The following is a 23096-nucleotide window of genomic DNA, read 5'->3' on the forward strand; positions in this document are numbered from 1 at the left end:
AACGTAATTTCCATTACGGACGGTCAGATCTTCTTGGAGACCAACCTATTCAACTCTGGTATTCGTCCTGCGATTAACGTAGGTATTTCCGTATCCCGAGTAGGTGGTAACGCCCAGATCAAAGCGATGAAGAAAGTTGCTGGTACCTTGAAATTGGATCAGGCGCAGTTCCGTGAATTGGAAGCCTTTGCTAAATTCGGTTCCGATCTAGATGCGACTACGAAGCGAACCATCGAAAGAGGTCGTCGTAACCAAGAGATCTTGAAGCAAGCGCAGTATGCTCCTGTTTCTGTAGCACATCAGGTAGCGATTATCTATGCTTCTACAAGAGGCTTGATGGATTCTGTTCCTGTTGAAAAGGCACGCGCATTTGAGAAAGAATTCTACACCTTGTTGGATACTTCTTATCCTGAGGCATTGGAATTGATCCTGAAAGGCGACATCGACGGTGCTGGCGAAGTATTGAAGAAAGCAGCCGCTGAATTGTCTCCAAAATTCGCAAACTAATTATTGAATCTGATCCGGAGGCATCGTCCTCCAGCATTTATACCACGTAGTAGAATAAGGCACGAATGGCTAACCTGAAGGAAGTAAAGCAGCGAATCAACTCGGTAGTTTCTACCCAGCAGATCACCAAAGCGATGAAAATGGTGTCTGCTGCGAAACTGCGTAGAGCACAGGACCGCATTATTCAGATGCGTCCCTATTCTCAAAAGCTGACCAATATCCTAAACAATGTTTCTGCAGCTTCTGAAGGAGCAGCGGATATTGTTTATGCCCAAAAGCGTGAGGTAAATAAAGTATTGCTTGTACCGGTAACCTCCGATAAGGGCCTTTGTGGCGCATTTAACTCCAATATCATCAAGGCTACAAATGCTGCCATCCGTGAGCAGTTTGAAGGAAAAGAAATCAGCATCCTTCCGATCGGAAAGAAAGCTTTCGAGACCTTCAAAAAGCGTGAGTTTACCTTAATCGATCAATTTTATGGGGTGTTCTCTGACCTTTCATTCGATGTGGTTCGAGAAGCTGCTGAATTTGCGATGAAGGGATTTGCTTCAGGAGAATACGATCAGGTGGTATTGGTCTATAACGAATTTAAAAACGTAGCTACGCAGATAATTCGTACAGAGCAATTTTTGCCAATGGCAAAAGAAGAAGCTAACCAAGAGGAAGTTACAGTTGAGACGGACTACATCTTGGAACCTTCTCGTGCGTATATCATCGAAGAATTGGTTCCAACTTCCTTGAAGATTCAGTTCTACAAGGCGGTGTTGGAAAGCAATGCTTCTGAGCATGGTGCCCGTATGACAGCAATGGATAAGGCGACTGAAAACGCCGGTGAATTGCTGAAAGAATTACGATTGATGTATAACAGAACGCGTCAGGCGGCTATTACCAACGAAATCTTGGAGATTGTGGCAGGTGCAAATGCACTCGAAGGAAGCTAATTATCAATCAACCCATATTCAAAACCACAGCTCAAAAGGCTGTGGTTTTTTATTATCTCTTCTTTAGCATGCCATCAATCGAAAACTTACCTCCTCCAAATACAGCCAAGCCTAAGAAGGTTAGGAAAAACATAAGTGGAAGTTCTTTCCTTGAAAAAGGATCGTCCCAATGGGCATAAAAAGCAGCCGTCAGCATGGTAATCATCAAAGGAATAGTAGCAAGACGAGTTTTGAATCCGATGATGACCAATACCGCACAAACTACCTCTGCGAAGGTAGCAAGAGCCAAAGAAACGGTTGGTCCTAGACCAAATGGGTCCGCAAATTTAACTTCATCAGCCATCAGTCGACCAATTTTTGGAATGCCATGTGTCATGATCATTGCTCCTGCACCGAGACGAATGATTAATAGAACGAGACTTTTTTCGATGGTTTCACGCATAAGATTAAGAGGGTTAGTTGGTTGAGTAATTCAAAAATATAACGCGAACCCAAAGGCAGAAGTTAAATTTTATTGGCTTGAAATTACTTGGGATGATTGGTTTAAGCCTTTGTTGTCTTGACTTATATTTCCCACAGATTTTCAAAGAAAAAGTCACCGATTAGCTCAGATGAGTTTCTATTAATGGAAAAAAGAATTTTTCAATTAAATCTATCTACTTCAAAACCAGCCAATTCCATCGCTGCCTCTTTTTGTTGATGCAGTTCTGATAAAAGCTTACCGGTAGCCGGGGCCATAGAAATTCCCATCATTGAATGTCCGCTTCCAACCAAGACATTGGAATAGCCTGGAGCAAAACCGATATAAGGAAGCCCATCGGGTGAGCAAGGGCGCAATCCTTTCCAAATATCTTCCTGCTTGGGGAATTTGGCTTGAAAGTCGGGGTAATAACGATTGATGGATTCAAAAATTCCCTGCACCCGCTTCATGTCGATTTTTTGATTGGTTCCGGCGATTTCGAGGGTTCCTCCAAAACGGACCTTATTTCCGTATGGACTGACAGCTACTTTTCGTTCAGTCAGGATAGTAGCCTGTTTGATTTCGGGTTGATTTTCTTGCAGGAAAGAATAGCCTTTTCCCCCCATCATAGGTAAGGTGAAGCCGAGTTTTTGGGCAAGTTCACCTGACCAAGAACCTCCACAAAGCATCACCTTTTCTGCTTCGATTTTTCCATTGTCGGTTAAAACAGCCTGCACTTTTCCACTTGACTTTTCAAATCCCAATACTTGTGTTTCTGTTGAAAATTTTACGCCTTTTTCCTCGAGATACTTTTTCAAAAAACTGTACAACGCTCCGGGGTCCAAGTGAGCATCTCCCGGAAAAAGTACTGCTCCTTTGGCATTGACTTCCAAATTGGGTTCTACTTGGCGAATATCAGCGGGGCTAAGAATTTCAGCCTCTAGTCCATATTTTCTTGCTAAATGAGCAAACTCTACCTCTTCCTTTTCTACGGCTTCCGTTTGGTACAGCATCATCAGGCCCTTTTCCTGAAAGGCTAAGCGGGCTTCCGGATGTTCATCTCGAAACTGTAGGTAAAGTGACTTGGAAAGCAAAGAGATCGTTTTCAGATAGGGGATGGCTTTTTCCACCTGCTTTTGGTTTGCAGCTTTGAAAAAAAGCAGACTCCATTGGAGGAGCTTGTAATCGAATCGTGGATGGATGTAAAAAGGGCTTTTGGAAGAAAACATCCAAGAAATTCCTTTGGCTACCATTCCTGGTGCTGCGAGTGGGATGATATGGCTGGGTACAATCATCCCAGCATTACCCGTGGAGCAATTATCCTTTAAGTCTGTCCGATCTACTAAGATAACTTCGACTCCTTCTTTTTGAAGAAAATATGCCGTAAACAGACCGACAATACCGCCGCCGATGATGATGGTTGGTTTCATAACATTTGTACCAAGTACGAGGTATAAAGTACCAAGAAGCATTGAAATGCTTTGTACTTGGTACTTTTTACTTTATACAATTAAATAACTTGAAATCCGTGCACATAGGGATCATCATCGTCTAAGATGATGGTATTATAACCATAAACTTTGGCCCAACCTTCAATACTGGGAACGATCGCGGGCTTTCCTGCAATTTCGGTCACTTCCTCGATCCTTCCGATGAATTTGGAACCTATAAAGCTTTCATGAATGAATTCATCACCGGGTTTCAACCACCCTTTGGCATACCACTGAGCCATCCGAGCTGAGGTACCGGTGCCACAAGGGGATCGGTCGATGGCTTTGTCTCCATAGAATACAGCATTTCGGGCCGTGCTGTATTCATCCAAGGGTTTTCCGGTCCACATCACATGGGATAGGCCTCGGATTTTTTCATATTCTGGATGAATGAAGTCATAGCGCTCGTTCATTTTTCTACGAAGATTTCTAGCCATGCTAATCAGTTGCTCCGCTTTGAAGTGTTCCAAACCGGGGAAATTTTCCTGTGGATCGACAATACAGTAGAAGTTTCCTCCGTAAGCCACGTCTACGCGTAACTTTCCGAGTTCCTCGATCTCTATCTCCAGATTTTCAGCTGCCAAATAGCTTTTCACATTGGTCAGCTTAACTGATTTGACCTTTTTTCCTTCCTGCTTATACTCGACTAAAACCAATCCTGCAGGGGCTTCCATACGAAGAAATCCCGGTGTTTTCGGATTGATCAATCCCTCTTCAATAGCGATGGTGATAGTTCCGATCGTCCCATGTCCACACATAGGAAGGCAACCCGAAGTCTCGATAAAAAGGATGGCGAAATCATTCTCTGGGTCATGGGGCGGGAAAAGCATGGATCCCGACATCATATCATGGCCACGAGGCTCAAACATCAGCCCGGTTCGGATCCAATCGTAATTTTCAAGGAAATATTGACGCTTTTCCAGCATGGAATTTCCTTTCAAAAAAGGAACACCACCGGATACCACTCGGACGGGATTGCCGCAAGTATGCGCGTCGATACAACTAAAGGTATGGCGGGACGACATTTTAGAGGGTTAGCAGGTTTTTAAAATTAAGAGCCAGAAATACGATTGAAATATAGTTGAAATAGGCCCCGCATGCGGGACGAAATAATAAAGGCGGCATGTTTCAAATTATTTCGCCCGACGAAGGAGGGCATATTTTCACCTTATTTCTATTGTGTTTCACCCGACTAGGGAGAATTTATTTCTATTGAATTTCATTTTTTATATTCTCCATCCACCATTCTCCATATCCCCAAAGGGTTACTATCCCGAAGTGCATCCGGTAGTAATTCTTCTGGCATATCCTGGAAAGCAATCGGACGGGCAAAACGCTTGATGGCGTATACACCCACCGAGGTGCTTCTGGAGTTGGTAGTAGAAGGATAGGGACCTCCGTGCTGCATGGCATAACCCACTTCCACACCGGTAGGTACGCCTTTAAATAAGAGTCTACCGCATTTCTCTTCTATGAGACTCAATAGGAACAATTGGTCTTGAAGTTCCTCCTGCTCCGCCCAAACCGTCACTGTCAACTGTCCATGTAGGTGTTTGGCAATTTCGATTAATTCATCTTCCGTTTCATACACTACCATCATAGCAAAAGCACCAAAAACCTCTTTTTGGAAAACCGTATCCTTTAGCCAATCCGAAGCTTTGATCTCTGCAAGTGCAGTGCTTCCGTTAATCAGGTGCTGCGCATCAGCAACTTTCACCCAGCGTAACTCTTCACGGGATTGTAAATATTGAATGGAATTGTAGTAGGCCTCCGTAATTCCCGGATGCAACATGGGAGCGGAAGCAATGTCGTTCAATTCATCGGCAATAGCTTTTTCAAATGCCTTTGCTTCTGATTTTGGAACGAAAATCAATCCTGGGTTGGTGCAGAATTGACCGACTCCCAAGGTCAAGGAAGCCACAAATGCTTTTGCAAGGCTTTCATTTTCTTTTTGAAGCTTTTTGGAAAAACAGAAAATAGGGTTCACTGATCCCATTTCGGCATAGACTGGAATGGGCTCTTCCCGTTGGTTGGCTAAATCAAACAAGGCTTTTCCACCTGCATGGGATCCAGTAAAAGCTACTGCTTTTGCCAAGGGATGTTTCACCAAGGCTTGGCCTTCAGGAATTCCGCCTTCTACATGGGTGAAAAGCGCTGAAGGCATATTGGTTTTCAAAATCGCATCGTGGATACATTCCGCTACTTTTTGGGAAGTTTTGGGATGGGCAGGATGCGCTTTGTAAATAACTGGACAGCCTGCTGCCAAGGCAGAAATGGTATCTCCTCCAGCAGTTGAAAATGCCAAAGGGAAATTGCTCGCTCCAAAAACAACGACAGGGCCTAGTGGGGTCAACATCCGACGGATATCAGCACGGGGTAGAGGAGTCCGATCGGGCATGGCCGGGTCGATGGTTGCTTCCACCCAGGTACCTTCTTTTACCATCTTGGCAAAGAGTCGGATTTGGCCTACGGTTCGTCCCAATTCCCCATTGATTCGTCCTTCTGGCAAGTTGGATTCAATAACGGCGAGAGAAACGATTTCATCTCTGTTAGTTTCTAATGTATCGGCAAGTTTCTCCAAAAAAGCTCCTTTTTCCTGTCCTGAGACATTTTTGTAGAAAAGAAAAGCTTCTTGGGCAGCGTTGAAAAGATTGTCTAGGTTCATTGAATTATACTATTTCAAGATTGAAAGATTGGAAAATTTAAAGTCCAAAATCAAGGAAAATAATTCTTGGACTTTTCTACAATTTAGGCCTTTTGGCTATGCCTTCCTTAATGATTCTTTCAATTCTTTCCCGCTCTTCTCCAATCAACGTCAATCGAGGGGCACGCACATGTTCCGAACCGATGCCACAGTGCTGTTCTGCAAGTTTGATATACTGAACCAATTTGGGATGAATATCGAGTTCCAACAGGGGTAAAAACCATCGGTAAATTTCCCTGGCCTCTTCGATTTTGCCCTCCTGAACCAGATTGTAAATGGTGACAGTCTCTTTTGGAAAGGCACAAACCAATCCAGCTACCCATCCTACAGCTCCCATTAGCAATTCTTCCATGGCTAGGGTATCCACACCACAAAGGATTTGGAATCGATCTCCAAAACGGTTAATCATGCGGGTCACATTGGAAATATCCCTTGTGGATTCCTTGATCGCCTGAATATTGGGACACTCCGCCAATTCAGCAAACATATCAATTGTGACCAAGGTCTTGTAATCCACCGGGTTGTTATAGATCATCATGGGAAGATTGGTGGAATTTGCCACGGTCTTGAAGTACGTGACTACTTCATGCGCATCGGCGGCATAGCGCATCGGCGGCAAAATCATTAATCCAGAAGCACCCAATTCCTCTGCTTTTTTCGCCCAAAACAGTGCGTCCTGCGTAGCTCCCTCGGCAATATTAAGGATGACAGGTACTTTGCCGTTTACATGTCGAACCGTTTCTTTGGTGAGGGTAATTTTTTCTTCTTGAGATAAAACAGAACTTTCACCCAAGGTCCCTCCCAAAATTATGCCATGGACACCGGACTCCAATTGGAAATCTAGGTTTTTGAAAAATAGGTCCATATCCAGACTTCCGTCTGCGTGAAATTTGGTGGTGACAGCAGGGAATACGCCTTTCCAGTTCATAGGATTTTGGTTTTTTTTATACAGAGAATTCTGTGGGGTTGAAAGAAATTTGAATGAATCAAAAGTAGGCTTGCTTTCCTGGAAATTCTTTTACTGAATTAATAAATAGTAATACAATATTGACTTCTATTTTTATTTTAAGATTGTTTTTGATTCAATTTCATATCATTTTTGGGTAATGGCAAAGGTAATTTCCTTTCAGGTACCCAAATCCCAAAAAGAGTTTGTCCGCTACCAGGAAGACAGAGGAAAGCATTTTTATGACAAATTGCATCAGCACCCGCAACTGCAATTGACGGTAATTTTGGAAGGCAAAGGCCAATTTTTGAGTGGGGATTATGTGGGGAGGTTTCAACCGGGAGATGTATTTTTTTTAGGCGAAAATGCACCTCATGTTTTTCGAAATGATTCAGAGTATTTCGAAGATGAAAGCTCTCTTCAGATAGCTGGAAATACGATTTTTTTTGACTTTGAGGCTATTCAGCTTCTGGGTGAATTAGAGGATTTGGAGCGATTGGCTCACTTTCGAGGTTTTTCAGGCAGATGTTATCAGCTGAAAGGGGATTCTCAGCAAGAGATAAAGGAAGCTGTAAATGGATTTTCCTTCTTAAAGGGACTTGACCGTTTTCAATCCGCTTTCAGATTATTGGCGATACTTGACCGGGCAGGGGATGATTTGATTTCATTGAATGAGTCTGTGCCTAATCGAGGATTTACAGAGCGGGATGGTTCGCGAATGAATCAGGTCATGCAATACTTGCTGGAAAAGCGTTTTGAAAAAATCACCTTGGAAGAAGTAGCAACAGTTGCAAATCTATCGAAAGAGGCTTTTTGTCGATTTTTTAAACTTCGAACGCGAAAGACATTTACCCAATACTTGTTGCAGCTTCGAATCAATGAAGCCCAGAAATTACTTCGAGAATCCGAAATGGGAATTGCTGAAATTGCGTATCAGGTAGGTTTTGATAATTTGTCCTATTTCAACCGGGGTTTCAAGAACATTACTGGGATTACTCCCAAAGAGTGGAGGAAGATTAACGCTTAATATTGGGTCATTTCTTAAGGATTAAAAACTTGGAATCCATCACATTTCCCAAAAACAAATAATCGCCAAAAGGAATGGCTACGGAAGTAGCTGAAAGTGTCTTGCCATCATCTAACCAAATAGATTCAGTGTTGGATTCACCTGCTTGGTAGGAGATTTTCAAAATCTCGGATGGAGCATATTCCTTTTTCCCTGCAGCATAGGCAGAAAATGTCATTAGATTAGGGTGAGCACCAGTCCAAATTTCCCCATTTTTATCCAATTCCAAATTATCGACTCCAGTCCCTACCGGAATATCTTCTATCTGTTCCAAATCACCATTTTCTAGGATGTCAAAAATCCGAATCAAAAATCCTCTGGAAGAAGCGACGAAAAGTTTTTCCCCAGAAGAATTCATTACAAGTCCATTTGGGTAAGCCATTTTATCAGCTACAATTCGAAAGGAATTCCCATCGAAATAACCCACGTTTGCAGCCGCTACTCCCAAATAGTTCTCGGCAAATACTCCCAATTTTGAGGTATTGCCATGATCATTGGAGTAGTAAAATTGATCTTTTCCTACTAAGACCAAGTCATTGGGGGATATGAGGAGTGGGTCTCGCAAGCTTCGGTCGTATTCTACTTTTCCATCCTGAATCAAAAATAATTCGATGGAATGCTTGCCTTCCACATGGTTGATGACAGCCAATTGATATTGATTTGGCCCCAATTCTAAAAGACTGATACCATGTGGAAAAAGCGTCAAATCATCAGGCAAGGCAATCCGTTGGGTCTCGAAGGGAGTTTTTGTCAAATCCATCCAATAGAGCCCATGAAGGCCTTTTTCTCCAGCCCGTCTTTTGGCCCGATCATCCACAGAAAGAATCAAAAAACTGTCCTTTCTTGCTAAGGCCATATCTTCTACCCCGGGAAGTTGAACCGTTTGAAATATCTCTCCAAAACTATGATTGGGTTCGATTTTTCGAAAAAACCCTGTGGATGAAAAAGTGTGGAAGACAAATGCAATCAATCCTAAAATCAGGATTAGAAAAATTAGGGCAATCTTCTTCATGCTGTTTGATAGTTTTGGATAAGACAATATACTTTATTCTAATGTCCGAAATCAAAAGCTGGGATAAAAAGTAGAAAGGCGTGGAATTTTCCACGCCTTCATTGGTTTAGCTTTCTTTATTTTCTTATCAGTTTTCATTGATGACTTTGGCTGCATCCTCTGTTTTCACGTTAATGGTTGGGTTTCCTTTGTAACTAATTTTTGAACCATCAGTGGCTTTTCCCTGTAGGTGATCGATTACAGAAATTTCTAATTTGGATGCATCTTCGGACTTTAGATTCACTGTGTTTGCAAGAAATTCGTAGCCAAAAACCTTACTGGCATCTGTCATATCGATATTCAGAACAGCTGCATTTCCCATTAGGTAAATTTCAGCAGCATCATGCATTTCTATCGTAACCTCATCAGACATTAAGAAAAGTTCTCCGTCTACGGCATCATCAAATCTCAATTTTTTCAGATCAGGAATCTGAATATCGACAATGAAAGTGGAACTCCTGTAGGATCCATTTTTAAGGTCAATTCGCAAGGTGTTGTCCTCAACCAGTGTGATTAAATTTTCGGTCAGATTTGAGTTAGTTGTGACAGATACTTGCTGCACTGGACCTTGGGTAATATTGACGGTCATATGATCTTCGGCAATGATATTTTGGAAAGAACTTAAGTCTCTTTCGATAGTTATCAAGTCATTTGATCCTCTGTAGTCTTCTGTCAAGTCGCAACTGGCTAGAAGGAAAAGGCTAAGTAAGATTAAGCTGTTTTTCAAGGTGTAGTTTTTCATAGTTTTTGGAGTTTAGTTTTATTAGAAGAATCGGATACCGGCTTTCATTCCATACCAGAATTGACTGCCAATATTTCCATTGTCATATGTGCGCTCATGCTGGATTTTGGGATTTCCATAGGCAAAGAGCTTGGGATGGTTTTCTATACCAGTTTCGAATACCCGGAAATTCATAGTAGGGCCACCGAAAACAGCGATTTTAGGATTGATTTGATATTCGAAACCTAGATAAAATCTATTGACTAGGTTCAGGTCTACCAACTCTCCTTTGCTCACTTGTTCGGAGGTCGCTTCAATATTCAGGTAAGTCTTTTTTCCAAGCCTTGGCGATGTACCTATACCATATCCAAATGACCAGGTGACTTTATCCTCAATTTCTGGTCGAATACCTGCAATCAGGATGTTGTAGAAAGGCCTAACCCCCGTTCGCCAGGCAATATTGAATGGCATGACTTCATTGGTGCTCAGCTCCAGCGTGTGATATCCGGATTTAACCACACTCAACAGGCCGATAGGTATTCCAGAAATACTATCGGAATAATTAAAAAGGCCAATTTGAACCCCATTCACCTTTCTGGCAAAGTTGAGGACTCCACTGATCTGAGTTCCATTCACATCGCCGATGGAAAAGTTACTTACTCCTGCAAGTTGGGTTCCTTTTAGGTTTCCAACGGCGAAGTTCATAACTCCGGCTCCTTGAAACCCTTTTACACTTTTTGTGGTGAAATTCAGAACCCCGGCAATTTGGGCTCCATCTACATTTCCAGTTGTGAAATTGGTAACGCCTGCTGCCTGAAAGCCATTAACAGAATCCAAGTTTGAGTTGATTACCCCAGCGAATTGCGCTCCTTTTACTTTTCCATTTACCTGATTAAAGACTCCAGCAAACTGAGCATAACGTGCATCGCTGCGATTGATGTTGAATAATCCGGCAATTTCCAGTTTATTGGTCCCCGCAGAAAATCCTCCCAATACATTGATGGAGTAGTCATTGATAGTGACTCCCGAATTGACCCCATTTGTTCCAACAAATGGAACAATTGAAATCTGAAAATCTTGGTGGAAATACATCCTAGAGTTTTCTTCCTTTTCTGTTTGGGCTTGAAGAGTATTCAAGGTGAAGAGGAAGAATACTGCAAAAATCCGATTTAAATTTTTCATTGGTTTAGTTTTTTTTCGCTTATATGACAAGAGAAAAAGATCTTACCCCTATGAGAGATTTAATTTTTTTTGAAAAAAGTTAAAAAATAGCCTTAGGTGCTTAAAAAAAGCGGATTCCAGCTCTAAATCCCCACCAAATTTCTTGTCCCAGATTTAGGTTTTCAAAGCTTTTTCTTCCAAAAACCCTTGGGCTGAAATAGCTAAACGTTTCCGGATGATCATCATAGCTAGTGTCAAAAATCCGAATATTGAAAGAAGGTCCTCCGTAGAGTGCTACTCCTTTGGCCAATTGATAGTCTAATCCTAAATAAGCGCGATTGATAAGATTGGTAGCAAGTACATTCCCTTTATTCATTTGGGAAGTATTCAATTCGAAGTTGAGATAGGTTTTTTTTCCTAGCCTAGGAGAGGTGCCAATTCCATATCCGAATGACCAAGTAATGGAGTCAGCCTTTTCTGGACGGATCCCTGCAGAAAGAATATTATAGAATCCTCTCGTACCAGTTCGCAAACCAATATTGATTGGGTAAATCTCATCTGCCCCAATCTCCAGGGTATGATATCCTTTTCTTACAAAACTTAATAATCCTATGGAGGCACCGTTAACACTGTCTGCATAATTGAATAGGCCGAATTGAAACCCTTCTACATAGCCGCCTGCAATATTCCCGATAATTCCGGTCTGCACCCCCTCCACATTTTTATGGGTGTAGTTTATTAAAGCCGAAGCCTGAAAGCCATTCATATTTCCTCCAGAGATATTCAACAATGGAGAAATTTGAACTCCCTCTACACTCCGAAGTGCAAAATTGATTAAACCTGCTCCTTGAAATCCTGATAAAGAATCCAGGTCTATATTGGCTAATCCAGCTAGTTGAACCCCTTGTACGTTTCCTCCTACTTGATTAAAAAGCCCTGCCGCCTGAACACCACTGACCTTCCCTCGGTCCAAATTAAAAAGTCCTCCCAACTCGAGTTTATTGGTCCCGGCTGAGTAGCCTCCGAATAGGTTAATGGAATAATCATTCACTACGCTTCCGGAGAGTTTTTGATTGGTTCCGACAAAAGGGACTACTGAAAACTGGAATTTTCGAGCAAGTGTATCCCTTATGTTTTTACTGTTTTTGACTCCCATCGACTCTTTTGCCCATTGGAGGAAATCTTTCATGGGTTTAGTCAATGTCTCAGCGGTCTCTTGCGTCAGAAAAAATCTTTTAAAAGAAGATTTCTCTTGATCCACCAAAAGTGTATCCACATATCTCTCTTGGTTGATAATCAATTCGAAATTCTCATTTGTAGGATTTTTTACAGAAATCTCAAAGAATCCAAATTCATCAGATGTGGAAGATTTGAGTGTGATAGGATCGTAAACCGTAGCATTTCGTATTCTTTCACCAGAATTTTCATCAACTAGGTATCCACTGACCGTGATTTCTTTATCTGAAGGAGGAGCTGGTGAAAGGATAATGTAATTTCCCTTTTGTTTATATCTGATTCTTCCTTGGAAGACTTCTTCAAGAATTTCCCTGCATGACTTGTCGTTAAATTCTCCTGTAATTCTTTGGCTTATATCAATAGCTGAAGGACTGTATGAAAAAACTCCTCCTATCTCTTGGGAAAGTCTATTTAGAAAGTCGTCCAAACGCTCATTTTCTGCTTTTACAGTTACTTCTCTTTCCAGAAGTCTAGTGTCCTCACTATAAGTGGTGAAGTTGATAATAAGAAAAGTGGATATGTAGAATAGGATTTTTCCCATCGATCATGGTCTAATAGCACCCCTCACCTGAAAGTGTGATTCCTTCTTCTGTTTGGATTATTCCCAAACCAAGAGTTTCGGAAATAATAGAGACAATATCTTCCAATTTTTCATCTTCAAAATTCACGGTTAACGTACAATTTGCGATATCTCCTTCAAGGAAAATTGGGACTTGATATACTTCACTTAGCTGTGAGACTATAGTCTCGAGGGTTTGGCCTTGAAATGTGAATACTTTTGATTGATAAGCAGTGACATTACGGTCTGCCAAGTCGATCTGGAATTCACTGGTAGTTTTATTGTAAATAGCCCTTTCTCCTGCTTGGATGTTTATTGCTTCTTGACCTAATTTGTAGATACGAACCTCTCCGGAAATAACGGATACTTCGACTTTGGAGCTCTGGGGATAGGCTTTCACATTGAATTCCGTTCCTATGTCCTCAATGATAAGTTCTTCTACTTTGACCTGCCAGTTTACTTTTTTGTCTTCAGGAATGGATATTAGTGCTTCCCCGATTAGTTCTATGACTCCTGTATTTTTCCGCTTGTTGTAAGTTACTTTCGATTCTGAATCACGGTTTAGGGCAAGAGTGGTCTGATCTGGTAAGGTGTGAATTTGTACTTCTGTTTCACTCGTATAGTTAAACTCTGCTTTTGAACCTATCTGCTGATAGAAAAGGTAGGAAAGAGCTGCTATGAGTATCAATCCTGCTGCAACTTTCCAAAAGCCGATAAATGCTGTTCCTCCTTTAGGTTTGGTTTCTATTCTAGCTGAAACCTTTTTCCAAGCTTCTTTAGAGTCGAATTTTTCATCTACAGCGAATTTTGCTCGCTGAAAAATTTCCAAGGCATCAGCTACGTACTTTTCATTTTCTTCGGATTGAGAACGCCATTTTTCAAGCTGTTTAATTTCAGCTTGATTGCATTCATCCGTAATGAATTTTGCAATAAGGGTCTCTATTTCAAATTCTTCTTTTTCGCTCATGGATCAAGAAAATTTTTCAATAGCAAAAGGATTAAAGGAAGGTATTCTTTGAGTTCCTGACGCATTATTTTCAATGCTTTCCCCATTTGATTTTCTACCGTTTTGACAGAAATATTGAGTTGATCCGCAATTTCCTTGTATTTCAAATCCTCAAATCGGCTTAGAGAAAATACTAACCTGCACTGTTCAGGTAATTTCTGCATGGCCTGTTTGATTTTCTCCTCTAGCTCGCCACGGATAGCCATAGAATCAGAGGACTGTTCCATTCCGTCGCCATCCATTGTGCTCCATTTCTGGTGTTGGATTTTTACCTTTTGGTGTTTTAGCTCATTCAGACAGGAATTACGAATCACCCGATATAAATAGGCCTTGGCAGAAGTCTGAATCGAAATCTCCTGTCGCTTTTCCCAGATCCGTACAAAGGAATTTTGAACAACTTCTTCTGCTTCTTCCCGATCGTTTAGAAAGGAAAAAGCAAACTGACAAAGAGGCTGATAATATTCATGAAATAGCATTTCCAGAGCTTTCTCGTCACCGAGTTTGATAGAATTAAAAATCTCCTGATCAATGTTTTGCATGAAAATGAATTATTCCTTCAAGTTAACACATAAGGAGATTTAATTATAGGACAATCAAAAGCTCTTTTACCCCTATCTCATGAATAAAGAATTAGAAAATAAACGTCAACCCGAAATTTTATTTTTTGAATTCCCGAGTTGAAAATTTCAGTCTATGAAATTCTCCTTATGAATTCAATTGAAGTTCTTAATTAGATGATAACTAAACTGAATAATCTCCTTGTAATTTTCTTTGCTGATTTTTTCATCAATCCCATGAAATCTCTCCATGGACTTTGGATCAAGTCTAACGGGATAGAAGCGATAAACATCCTCAGAAATATCAATGAAGTAGCGGGAGTCGGTGGCTCCGCCCAAAAGTCCTGGGACTACTACTGTCTCCGGGAACATGCTTCGGATAGTTTTCTCAAGGATTTTGTAGGATTCAGAGTCTGCTCTGGATACAGCCGGAGGGTTGGTAAGGAAACCTACCGGTTCGACTTGTACCTTATCCGAAACAATACTTTCAATATGGGCTTGGACGGATTCAATGGTTTCACCCGGAAGAATTCGAAAGTTGATGGTGGCCTCTGCGATCGTTGGGATAACATTATTTTTCACCCCGCCATCAATAATGGTGGGAGCGGTTGTCGTATGGGCATTTAGTCCTTCTAATAGTTGCTTTTTGAACAACCAAGGGTTTGCAAAGGCTACACGAGTCATAAAGGGAAGTTCGGGGCCGAGGTATTCCAATTGTGAGTCAATCGGAGGGATTAGCTTGTAGGGCAACTGATTATTTTCCAAATCCACGATAGCTTTAGCAAGGATGCCGATGGTATTTTCTTTGGGTGGGGCGGAACTGTGACCCCCGTTCGTTCGCACGATCAATCGAAAAGAGGCAAAACCTTTTTCTCCCAAATTAATCATAGCCACAGGTGCTGATACGCCGGGAACCATTCCCTCTGCGATATACCCTCCTTCATCAATGGTCATCGCAGCCTGAACGCCCTGTGCTTTGAGATATTCGGCTATTTTTCCTGCTCCTTTGGGACCGCCTACCTCTTCATCATGTCCAGAAGCAATATAGATGGTTCGGGTTGGCTGAAAATTTTCTTTTAGGAGCATTTCGATTGCTTCCATTACGGCAATCAAGGTGTTTTTATCATCCAATGTTCCTCTTCCAATAATGTGTGTATCGGTGATTTTTCCCTCAAATGGTCCAGCTTCCCATTGTTCTAGGGTAGGTTCATCGACAGGAACTACATCCTGATGGGACATGAGAATAATGGGTTTCAAAGATGCATCGGATCCCTGCCATTTGTACAAAAGGCTGTAGGTGTTGATTTTTTCGAGGCTGAGGTTTTGGTGGATAAGAGGAAATGTTTCTTCCAGAAATCGATGAAAACCAAAAAATTCAGCAGAATCTGGAATGGCATCTTCATTGAATGAAATGGTTTTGAATTGGATGGCTTTGGAAAGGTTTTCATAAACCTGATCCGAAATAGCTACTTGCGGTAGCGGGTCCGCATCTACCTGTTTAGAAGTCATTCTAAGTGTATTAAACAAAAGAATTGCTACTAAAAGGACCAATGCTACTAACAGGCCTAATAGGATTTTTTTCATAGGAGAAGCGTTTACTGGGAAAATCAAGAAAGTGAAAATAGTCAAAAAAGAGTTGGTAAAAGGATCCGATCAGTTGATTTTAATATGACATTTCCCTGGAGCTCATTTAAGGATAGTTCTAGGACAAAATAAAAGTTGACCAGATCGGTTCAAACTATACGCATGATTTTATAGTGTAGCTTTTAACGAACTGTTATATGAAAGCAGTTTTGCTTTCTTTCTTTGATTACGTAGATCTTATTTTCTTTTTGGAAGTGACTCAGCACCTTCTCCAATTGCTTTTGCTTTTTCCAATCCCAAGACTTCTCTCCATCAAATCGAATGTAGGAAATATCAAAGGACAGCCCGAAGGAATGCGAGCTATTTCCTTTGGTAGCATTTCGGTTTCTACGACCCAATTTTTTTTGCTGCTCAATGGTGCGTGTGCCTGAGGTGACGGTAAAAAAGCTATCTCCTCCAACAAGGGCCTGATAAGTTTTACCAATTTGCCCCAAAACTTTTTTGGCCTCCGGAGTAAGGTATGGGTGGCTATGAGTAAGTTTTTCCACTTCATAGCCTAGGCCAGCGTCGATTTCCAATAATGCTCCATCTTTCACCAGTTGAAAAAGCCCCACTTCATCCATGATAAGACCGGCTCCATTTTCCTGGGCAGCAGAAAGGTGATTGGAATAAGCATCTTTACGGAGTCGTGCTTTGTAATCCTTTAAGTCAGGAACGATAAATATTTCCTCCGGCGCTGGTATAGATTCTGGAGTTTCAGTTTCCTCTAGATCTTCGCTGTTTATAGAAAAGTCCAGAAGACTGAGGTAGTTTTCGGAGAGTTGTTTTTTGAGGCTAGGTTGATAGGCGACCATGGCAAGGGTGCCAAGTGAAAAAATCGTTAAAAATGAAAATACGAAGAACAGGGTGGTTTTCTTCATGCGATTTGAAATAGCGCGTATTTAATATGATGTTGGAAGTTAAGAATTGGATGTACCTAAGTCAAATCTAACTATTCCAACGGTCCGAATTCCTGCTTTATTGCAAATTTCATTCTTCACTCAATCAGTTAGGTTGAGCGGCATCGAGAAGTTTTCGACACCGCTCAACTTGACCTAAACTACTGGAGGAAATGCGTTCGCACAGTTACTCAATTTCCACCGAGATGGTATTGTCATCCGGAATTCGATCGATCAGTTTATTGTAAGGATCGATTCCAGCTTTTGCGGGTTCACCTTTTACCCGAACCGTAATGGTGCTCTGACCCGGTTTGATTTTGTATTTCTGAAGGTACAAGGGATTGACACGTGTTCGGCCATTTTCGTCGGTGTCTTCTTCTGCGAATACCCCGATATCGATGTAATCTCCTTCGTACTGAGCCTCGGATTCTTTACCTGTTTCATCTGCATATAGCTTCTGGGATCGGATATTCAAAGTGATCTCGTATTCATCATCTGAAACTTTGGTTGCAGTTACCTCTTCCGCTCGGTTATCGTACAAGGTGATTTTATTCCAGGTGTCATCCAAGTAATAGTGAATACTATCCGGCGTAACTGCCTTTAAATGGCGATAGAGATCTGTACTTCCTGGGAAAGGAGGGCTTTGGCGAAGCCCAAATTCTTGATTAAATGCATGCAAGGCAGAATCCATGGCTGGGGCACCAATCAGATCTCGTAGCCCATACAAAATCAAACTACCCTTATTATACCATTGGTAGGGCCGATTACAATTGATGAAGACATTTTCCTTTTTGCTTTCGTTGGACCGGCCTCGGAGGTAATCATCCAATTCATCTTTAAGGAAGCGCTTCATATTGTCTTTTCCATATCTTCTTTCCGAAAGGATCAGGGCGGAAAATTCAGCCAAGGCTTCTGAAATTAGGTTCGACCCTCGGGTGTAATTTGGTGTGATCTGATGTCCCCACCATTGATGTGCTAGCTCGTGGGCGGTTACATAGTACACATAATCAAAGTCATTAGGATCTGTGAAATTGGCCACCCAGCCAAAGCTTTCGGAGAAGGGTACGGTGTTAGGGAAAGACTGTGCAAAACCTGCATAGCGTGGGAATTCCAGAAGACGCATTTGCCGGAACTGAAAATTGCCATAAGTCTCTGAGAAATAAGTTAGCCCATCTTTGTAAGCCTGTAGGAACCGGTCTAGATTGTATGGATGCTGTTCATCGTAAAAGATCTCGATGTTCACTTTTTGCCCATCCGGAAGGGTGGCTTCGTCACGAAGAACTTCATAATCTGCAGAAACAAAGGTGAAGAAAGCCTGAATGGGAGTATCCTGAATGTAATGGAAATATCGTCTTCCGTTTTCTTCCCATTCTCGCTGCAAATATCCCGGAGCTACAGCAATCTGGGAAGGCACCGTACTCACTACCGCTTCAAACTGAATGAAGTCTGCGTCGTCGGCAAATAAGAGGGTACTTCTTCCTGCAGGGTCATCATGTGGAGGAAGATCTTCGGGTTTTTCGGGTAAGTCATATTTCCTCCTATCCTCGTCAGAAGAAATTTCAGCTTGAGAACTGTACCCAATTTCTGGGATTCCCCCCGAGAAGAATGTTCCATTGTAGACGATTTGTCTTCCAAAGCCAGAATTTGGAAAACCCTGGTAACCTGCTTCACTGATTATTGTGAAATGTAGGGTGTCTCCTGGCATCATGGTTTCTGGTAGCGCGGTGATTTTGTACCATTCCCGCTCAGCTTTCTTTCCAAACACCTGAAATTTGCTTGGCTCATAAACCATTGGAAACCTGTAGTCCAAGGTGTCTCCATCCAAAATGACTTTGAAATCACTTAAATCCGTGGAGTTAAAATGAATGGAATCAATCGGGCTGTCTGTTTTATTAACCATTTCGACTTCGGCTTCGAAATAAGCTTGACGCTCCATGGGATAGAGGTCGGCTTGAATGTTCACCTTAGTGTATTTCGGCTGAGGAATTCCTTCATATTTTTTTAGCTGCTTTTCATAAGCAACTAGTCTCATCGTGCCTTCATCAGGGGTGCGGTAGTTATTTTCGTAAACTACATTATTGTAGATATATGCTCCTGAAAGGATTGCGATGACCAAGAATAAATAGGAAAGTTTAGGCGCTGGATTTGAAAGTTTGGCTTTGGCATTTTTCCATCTGCTTTTCCAAGAGTGCTCTGTTCCTCGAGTGAAGAAAATACTGAAAAACAGTACTAAGAATATTCCTAAAGCCGTCCAATAGAGGTTGAACCAAAATAGAGGTTCTCCAAAATGTCCTAATCCGTTCATGTCACTCCAAGTATATCCCGGCTTGTAACTGTAGAAGAACAAATTGAAATTGTAATCAGCAAAATTCCTTAAAATCAACATCACCAGCCAGATGGCGATGGCAGTCGCATGGCCGGCGAATTTATTATTGACTACCACGTGCACTGCAAATACCAGCATCACCATTTGAAGATAATCTGGCAAGGAAATCAAGTAGCTATCGATCAGGTAGACCGATAGGTCGTAGTTGAAATAACCTTTAAGGCTTTGGATTACAACCCCAACTACAATGGGAACGGTAGTCAGCACCAAGCAAATGAAGGCCATCCCCAAAAATTTGGAGGTAATAACCACGCTGTCTTTCACCGGGAAGGTATCGTTGATGACAGAATATCCGGTCGATTGGTCCCGATGCAAGGCCTCACCCGTGAAGAACACAATGATGATGAATACAAAAAGATTGTAGTCAAAGGTTTTGTACTCCATCAAAAAAGAAGTGGAGGGATAGTTGGGAACACTATAGAGTGTCATTCCAATCCAGAAGTCTAATATCAGGAATATCAGGCCACCCAATAAGATTGAGCGGAAATACACATCCTTGGTGATGTTTTGAACCTCGATGCGAGTAAGTGTTTTAAGGCTATTCCACTGGTATTTATTAGAGAAGTCCGGAATAACGGAAATCATTTTTTGGACAAAACCTGTAGCTTCTTCTTTTTGGGCTTTGCTTTTTTTCTGAACATTCTGGAAGAAATAACTGAAGCTAAATCGGAAATAGGAAGCAACAAAGAGTACTATCCCGACACTAAACCAAAGGATACGGTTAAGAAGTAAGTTGCCCTCTAATGGCAGGAAAAAGCTGTTTTGCTCATAGGGAGTCAGGTACCGTGTCTGAAGATTAAAGGAGTTTATTCCAAATGGGTCGATGATTTGAACCAGGTCTTTGTTTTCGATATCCTGAGAGAGAAAATTTGCCAACAGATAAATAATGAAAACCACAATCCCACCGGAATAAATTGATCGGATATTTCTGGTGAAAATGATTAGAGCAAAAAACAAGGCGCTTGCCAGCCAGAGATTAGGTAAGAGTAAGGTGAACCAAGGTTGGAGGTAATTCACCAATAAGTTAGGCCCATATCGTTCGGCTTCTGTGCCAAATACAGGTCCAAGTAAGCTCCCCAAATAGATACCTATAAGCGCTCCAAGAGAGATGAATAATAGTGTTACAAAGGAGCCCCAAAACCTTCCCATGAAATACCCAAACTTTGTGATGGGATAGCTAAATAGGAAGGTGCCGGTTTTATGTTCCAAGTCCCTGTATAAAGGTACTCCCATGACTGCTGAGGCGATCAGGATTCCGAAAATGGAAATCAGTAAGAGTAGATTGGCGATTACAATGGGGGCATTGTGGTAGACTTTTTCAGATGCCGGAGTATTTCCAAAACCAATCAATAACGTGGCTACCACCAGCAGAAGTAGAAAGTAAATCCAAGTCGCGGGCCGCCCAAATCGGTATTTGAGTTCGAATAAAAAGATGTCTTTGAACATGATCGGAAATTAAATGGTGATTGGATCTACTTTCTTAGAAATAAAGCTGAAGTACACATCTTCCAGATCAGCTGGAGTAGACTCGAATCCATTTCCGGGATCGGTTTCACTTTCAATACGAAGACTTAATTTACCTGAGATCAATTTGGTGGAAATGACATGGAAGTCTTTTCGATAATGATCCAATTCTGATTTTTCAATGGTTTTTTGATAGATTTTCCCATCTACCATAGCCAACCCATCTTTTGGAGTTCCTTGCATCAAAACCTCACCGGTACAAATGATGGCCATGTTGGAGCAAAGTGTATTGACATCTTCCACGATATGAGTGGAAAGAATCACGATCGTATTTTCTCCGATTTCGGAAAGTAGGTTATAAAAGCGGTTTCTTTCGGAAGGATCCAAACCCGCTGTCGGTTCGTCCACAATAATTAAGCTTGGGTTTCCTACCAAGGCCTGTGCAATTCCAAATCGTTGCCGCATCCCTCCTGAATAAGTCCCCAAGGCTTTTTTCCGGTCCTTGTAAAGATTGACCCGGTTCAAAAGTGAGGCAACAACCTCTTTCCGTTCTGATTTATTCCCTATGCCTTTCATTTGGGCAATATGGTCCAACATCGTTTCCGCATTGATTCTGGGATAAAGACCAAAATCCTGGGGCAAATAGCCCAATCGCTCCCGAACTGCTTGTTTATCGTGGAGGACATCGATTCCATCCAATTGAATCGTTCCAGAATCAGCTTCTTGTAAGGTTGCGATTGTTCGCATCAGCGTAGATTTTCCCGCTCCGTTTGGTCCCAATAGACCAAACATTCCTTGAGGAATGGTGAGTGATATCCCGTTCAAGGCTTGGACGCCGTTGGGGTAAGTTTTGGAAAGGTTGTTAATGATAAGTTCCATAGAAAATTTGTTAAGGAAGGCTATGTATTGAAAATTAGAATAATAAAATATGTAGGTTCAATATAAGGAATTGATTTTATGCAACTTAGGAAAATAAAAAATCGCTTGGATTTTTTATAGGATGCAGATTTTATGTGGATGGATGCATAGAGTTTATGAAAAGTCCTTAATTCGGTATCTTCATCATCAAAAGATCTCTTTGCATGAAAACTGATGTTTGGTTTTTATTCCTTCTTGGTTTCCTTAGTGTGGCCTGTCAATCCAAAACTTTTGAAAAGGAATCAGGTCAGGTGGAATCATTTGCCGAAATGGTAGCAGCCGGAGTCAAGCCCATTGCTCTAGGTTCACCTATGCGAAGTGCGGAATTGGATTTGTTTATGCCTGAGGCTGAACGATTGGCTCAGAAATATCAAGTTGAGTTTATCCGAGAATCTGATTTTCCCAAAAATCTTCTTTTCCCGAATGCACTGCAGGAAGGGGAAGAAGTGTTGATTTTTTATGCTGGCGATGAATTGGCAGCCTATCAAAGTTTGAAATCTTCGATTGAAAATTCGGACGGTTCTTTGGCTAGTCAGCTTAAAAATTCGCGGCGATTAGGAAGACTGCTAGGTTATCCGGTATGGAAAATCAACGAATTGATAGAGCAAAACTCTCCTTTTCGAGATTTGGAAGACTTTGGGATTTTGGGACAGGAGTTGAATTGGTACTACCAGGATCTCGCTAGGGCCAAGGCTTTTTATTCCCAAAAAATAGGATTGAAACTTTTGGTAGAGACCGAGTCTTCTGCAACTTTTGAAATAGCCGGAGATTCCCGCTTGGTACTTTATGATCTGTCTAAATCCCCCTATGAAGGAAGCGAGCCCAAATCTGTGGCTTTAGCTCTTTTGACAACCAATTTGGATAGTTGGTATGCTCATTTACAAGCTGAAAACATCCCCGTCAAATATCCCCTGAAGAGGAATCATTCAGGCCCACATGATGGGTTTGTAGCTGTGGATCCAGAGGGTTATTTATTGGAGTTTGAAACCTTTTATCAGCATCCTGAAAATGAGGGATTGATTCCTGAATTAGAAAAGCTAAGTCCTCAAGAGACTAGTTTGGGAGCTGATTTTTCTTTCGTAGGAAGTATAACTTGGCTGTATTATAAGGACATGTTACCGGCTCAGCAATTCATGGAGGAAAATCTAGGACTCCGACTAAGTGCTGATCAGGGATGGGCAAAAATTTATCGTCTTTCATCTAATTCCTACATTGCATTGGTGGACGGATTGAGGGGGATGAATTCCTTTTCGGAAGAAAAGCTGGCTGATTTGAAAATCAGCTTACAGGACCCGGAAGGCTGGGAGGAATATTTGCAATCAACTTCAAGAGACTCTTCTCGTAAATCCGGTAGTTTTAAGGATTCGGGACTATATACCATTTATTTCAAATAAGCTTTTG

At 41.6% G+C, this 23096-nt stretch carries 18 protein-coding genes and 1 pseudogene; 4 read left to right on the top strand and 15 right to left on the bottom strand.

Annotated features, from left to right (window positions below):
* Window positions 1-507: pseudogene (locus HWE15_RS11025) on the top strand (F0F1 ATP synthase subunit alpha); the annotation flags it as partial.
* 65 nt (window positions 508-572) lie between these two features.
* A complete protein-coding gene (gene atpG / locus HWE15_RS11030; RefSeq protein ID WP_290507591.1) occupies window positions 573-1448 on the top strand; it encodes an ATP synthase F1 subunit gamma in 876 nt (291 codons plus the stop codon).
* Between the two features lie 52 nt (window positions 1449-1500).
* Here the strand turns inward: atpG and HWE15_RS11035 are convergent, their stop codons facing one another.
* The 5 genes from HWE15_RS11035 to HWE15_RS11055 form a co-directional block, all read right to left on the bottom strand.
* Window positions 1501-1890 (bottom strand): DoxX family protein, encoded by a 390-nt coding sequence (locus HWE15_RS11035; protein WP_290507592.1) that lies wholly within the window; start codon window positions 1888-1890, stop codon window positions 1501-1503.
* Between the two features lie 200 nt (window positions 1891-2090).
* Window positions 2091-3338 (bottom strand): FAD-binding oxidoreductase, encoded by a 1248-nt coding sequence (locus tag HWE15_RS11040; RefSeq protein ID WP_290507593.1) that lies wholly within the window; start codon window positions 3336-3338, stop codon window positions 2091-2093.
* An 80-nt stretch (window positions 3339-3418) separates the two neighbouring features.
* The gene (locus HWE15_RS11045; protein ID WP_290507594.1) at window positions 3419-4423 is read right to left on the bottom strand and encodes a 4-hydroxyproline epimerase; all 1005 of its coding nucleotides are present in this window, start codon (window positions 4421-4423) and stop codon (window positions 3419-3421) included.
* A gap of 194 nt (window positions 4424-4617) precedes the next feature.
* Complete coding sequence (locus HWE15_RS11050) at window positions 4618-6063, bottom strand: aldehyde dehydrogenase (NADP(+)) (RefSeq protein WP_290507595.1); 1446 nt, start codon at window positions 6061-6063, stop codon at window positions 4618-4620.
* Window positions 6064-6139: 76 nt separating this feature from the next.
* Window positions 6140-7030, bottom strand: a complete 891-nt coding sequence (locus HWE15_RS11055; RefSeq protein ID WP_290507596.1) for a dihydrodipicolinate synthase family protein — start codon at window positions 7028-7030, stop codon at window positions 6140-6142.
* 178 nt (window positions 7031-7208) lie between these two features.
* On the opposite strand from HWE15_RS11055, the gene HWE15_RS11060 reads away from it, so the two are divergent.
* Entirely contained in the window at window positions 7209-8075 is an 867-nt protein-coding gene (locus tag HWE15_RS11060; RefSeq protein WP_290507597.1) for an AraC family transcriptional regulator, read from the top strand.
* 7 nt (window positions 8076-8082) lie between these two features.
* Here HWE15_RS11060 and HWE15_RS11065 read toward each other — a convergent pair whose 3' ends face one another.
* The 10 genes from HWE15_RS11065 to HWE15_RS11110 all read right to left on the bottom strand — a co-directional run bounded on the left by HWE15_RS11065 (window position 8083) and on the right by HWE15_RS11110 (window position 21656).
* Window positions 8083-9126, bottom strand: a complete 1044-nt coding sequence (locus HWE15_RS11065) for a strictosidine synthase family protein (RefSeq protein ID WP_290507598.1) — start codon at window positions 9124-9126, stop codon at window positions 8083-8085.
* 127 nt (window positions 9127-9253) lie between these two features.
* Entirely contained in the window at window positions 9254-9907 is a 654-nt protein-coding gene (locus tag HWE15_RS11070; RefSeq protein ID WP_290507599.1) for a DUF2807 domain-containing protein, read from the bottom strand.
* 21 nt (window positions 9908-9928) lie between these two features.
* The gene (locus HWE15_RS11075) at window positions 9929-11068 is read right to left on the bottom strand and encodes a hypothetical protein (protein WP_290507600.1); all 1140 of its coding nucleotides are present in this window, start codon (window positions 11066-11068) and stop codon (window positions 9929-9931) included.
* A 100-nt stretch (window positions 11069-11168) separates the two neighbouring features.
* A complete protein-coding gene (locus tag HWE15_RS11080; protein WP_290507601.1) occupies window positions 11169-12824 on the bottom strand; it encodes a hypothetical protein in 1656 nt (551 codons plus the stop codon).
* 10 nt (window positions 12825-12834) lie between these two features.
* Entirely contained in the window at window positions 12835-13809 is a 975-nt protein-coding gene (locus HWE15_RS11085; protein WP_290507602.1) for a FecR family protein, read from the bottom strand.
* Window positions 13806-14387 carry an RNA polymerase sigma-70 factor gene (locus HWE15_RS11090; protein WP_290507603.1) on the bottom strand — a complete coding sequence of 194 codons (582 nt, stop codon included), beginning with the start codon at window positions 14385-14387 and terminating at the stop codon, window positions 13806-13808. The genes HWE15_RS11085 and HWE15_RS11090 overlap by 4 nt, the downstream gene beginning before the upstream one ends.
* Before the next feature lie 174 nt (window positions 14388-14561).
* Window positions 14562-15989: a M20 family peptidase gene (locus HWE15_RS11095; RefSeq protein ID WP_290507604.1), complete on the bottom strand. Its 1428-nt coding sequence runs from the start codon at window positions 15987-15989 to the stop codon at window positions 14562-14564.
* A gap of 182 nt (window positions 15990-16171) precedes the next feature.
* Window positions 16172-16909, bottom strand: a complete 738-nt coding sequence (locus HWE15_RS11100) for a DUF5715 family protein (RefSeq protein ID WP_290507605.1) — start codon at window positions 16907-16909, stop codon at window positions 16172-16174.
* 205 nt (window positions 16910-17114) lie between these two features.
* The gene (locus HWE15_RS11105) at window positions 17115-20759 is read right to left on the bottom strand and encodes a M1 family aminopeptidase (RefSeq protein ID WP_290507606.1); all 3645 of its coding nucleotides are present in this window, start codon (window positions 20757-20759) and stop codon (window positions 17115-17117) included.
* A 9-nt stretch (window positions 20760-20768) separates the two neighbouring features.
* Entirely contained in the window at window positions 20769-21656 is an 888-nt protein-coding gene (locus tag HWE15_RS11110; RefSeq protein ID WP_290507607.1) for an ABC transporter ATP-binding protein, read from the bottom strand.
* A gap of 203 nt (window positions 21657-21859) precedes the next feature.
* On the opposite strand from HWE15_RS11110, the gene HWE15_RS11115 reads away from it, so the two are divergent.
* Window positions 21860-23089 (top strand): VOC family protein, encoded by a 1230-nt coding sequence (locus HWE15_RS11115; RefSeq protein WP_290507608.1) that lies wholly within the window; start codon window positions 21860-21862, stop codon window positions 23087-23089.
* Window positions 23090-23096: the final 7 nt, after the last annotated feature.

The organism is Algoriphagus sp. (assembly GCF_013373065.1).
Taxonomy (GTDB): Bacteria; Bacteroidota; Bacteroidia; order Cytophagales; family Cyclobacteriaceae; genus Algoriphagus.

What these genes read in the sequence shown, in the direction of transcription:
- atpG (WP_290507591.1), top strand. Translation starts at nt 573, where the DNA reads ATGGCTAACCTGAAGGAAGTAAAGCAGCGAATCAACTCGGTAGTTTCT.
- HWE15_RS11035 (WP_290507592.1), bottom strand. Translation starts at nt 1,890, where the DNA reads ATGCGTGAAACCATCGAAAAAAGTCTCGTTCTATTAATCATTCGTCTC.
- HWE15_RS11040 (WP_290507593.1), bottom strand. Translation starts at nt 3,338, where the DNA reads ATGAAACCAACCATCATCATCGGCGGCGGTATTGTCGGTCTGTTTACG.
- HWE15_RS11045 (WP_290507594.1), bottom strand. Translation starts at nt 4,423, where the DNA reads ATGTCGTCCCGCCATACCTTTAGTTGTATCGACGCGCATACTTGCGGC.
- HWE15_RS11050 (WP_290507595.1), bottom strand. Translation starts at nt 6,063, where the DNA reads ATGAACCTAGACAATCTTTTCAACGCTGCCCAAGAAGCTTTTCTTTTC.
- HWE15_RS11055 (WP_290507596.1), bottom strand. Translation starts at nt 7,030, where the DNA reads ATGAACTGGAAAGGCGTATTCCCTGCTGTCACCACCAAATTTCACGCA.
- HWE15_RS11060 (WP_290507597.1), top strand. Translation starts at nt 7,209, where the DNA reads ATGGCAAAGGTAATTTCCTTTCAGGTACCCAAATCCCAAAAAGAGTTT.
- HWE15_RS11065 (WP_290507598.1), bottom strand. Translation starts at nt 9,126, where the DNA reads ATGAAGAAGATTGCCCTAATTTTTCTAATCCTGATTTTAGGATTGATT.
- HWE15_RS11070 (WP_290507599.1), bottom strand. Translation starts at nt 9,907, where the DNA reads ATGAAAAACTACACCTTGAAAAACAGCTTAATCTTACTTAGCCTTTTC.
- HWE15_RS11075 (WP_290507600.1), bottom strand. Translation starts at nt 11,068, where the DNA reads ATGAAAAATTTAAATCGGATTTTTGCAGTATTCTTCCTCTTCACCTTG.
- HWE15_RS11080 (WP_290507601.1), bottom strand. Translation starts at nt 12,824, where the DNA reads ATGGGAAAAATCCTATTCTACATATCCACTTTTCTTATTATCAACTTC.
- HWE15_RS11085 (WP_290507602.1), bottom strand. Translation starts at nt 13,809, where the DNA reads ATGAGCGAAAAAGAAGAATTTGAAATAGAGACCCTTATTGCAAAATTC.
- HWE15_RS11090 (WP_290507603.1), bottom strand. Translation starts at nt 14,387, where the DNA reads ATGCAAAACATTGATCAGGAGATTTTTAATTCTATCAAACTCGGTGAC.
- HWE15_RS11095 (WP_290507604.1), bottom strand. Translation starts at nt 15,989, where the DNA reads ATGAAAAAAATCCTATTAGGCCTGTTAGTAGCATTGGTCCTTTTAGTA.
- HWE15_RS11100 (WP_290507605.1), bottom strand. Translation starts at nt 16,909, where the DNA reads ATGAAGAAAACCACCCTGTTCTTCGTATTTTCATTTTTAACGATTTTT.
- HWE15_RS11105 (WP_290507606.1), bottom strand. Translation starts at nt 20,759, where the DNA reads ATGTTCAAAGACATCTTTTTATTCGAACTCAAATACCGATTTGGGCGG.
- HWE15_RS11110 (WP_290507607.1), bottom strand. Translation starts at nt 21,656, where the DNA reads ATGGAACTTATCATTAACAACCTTTCCAAAACTTACCCCAACGGCGTC.
- HWE15_RS11115 (WP_290507608.1), top strand. Translation starts at nt 21,860, where the DNA reads ATGAAAACTGATGTTTGGTTTTTATTCCTTCTTGGTTTCCTTAGTGTG.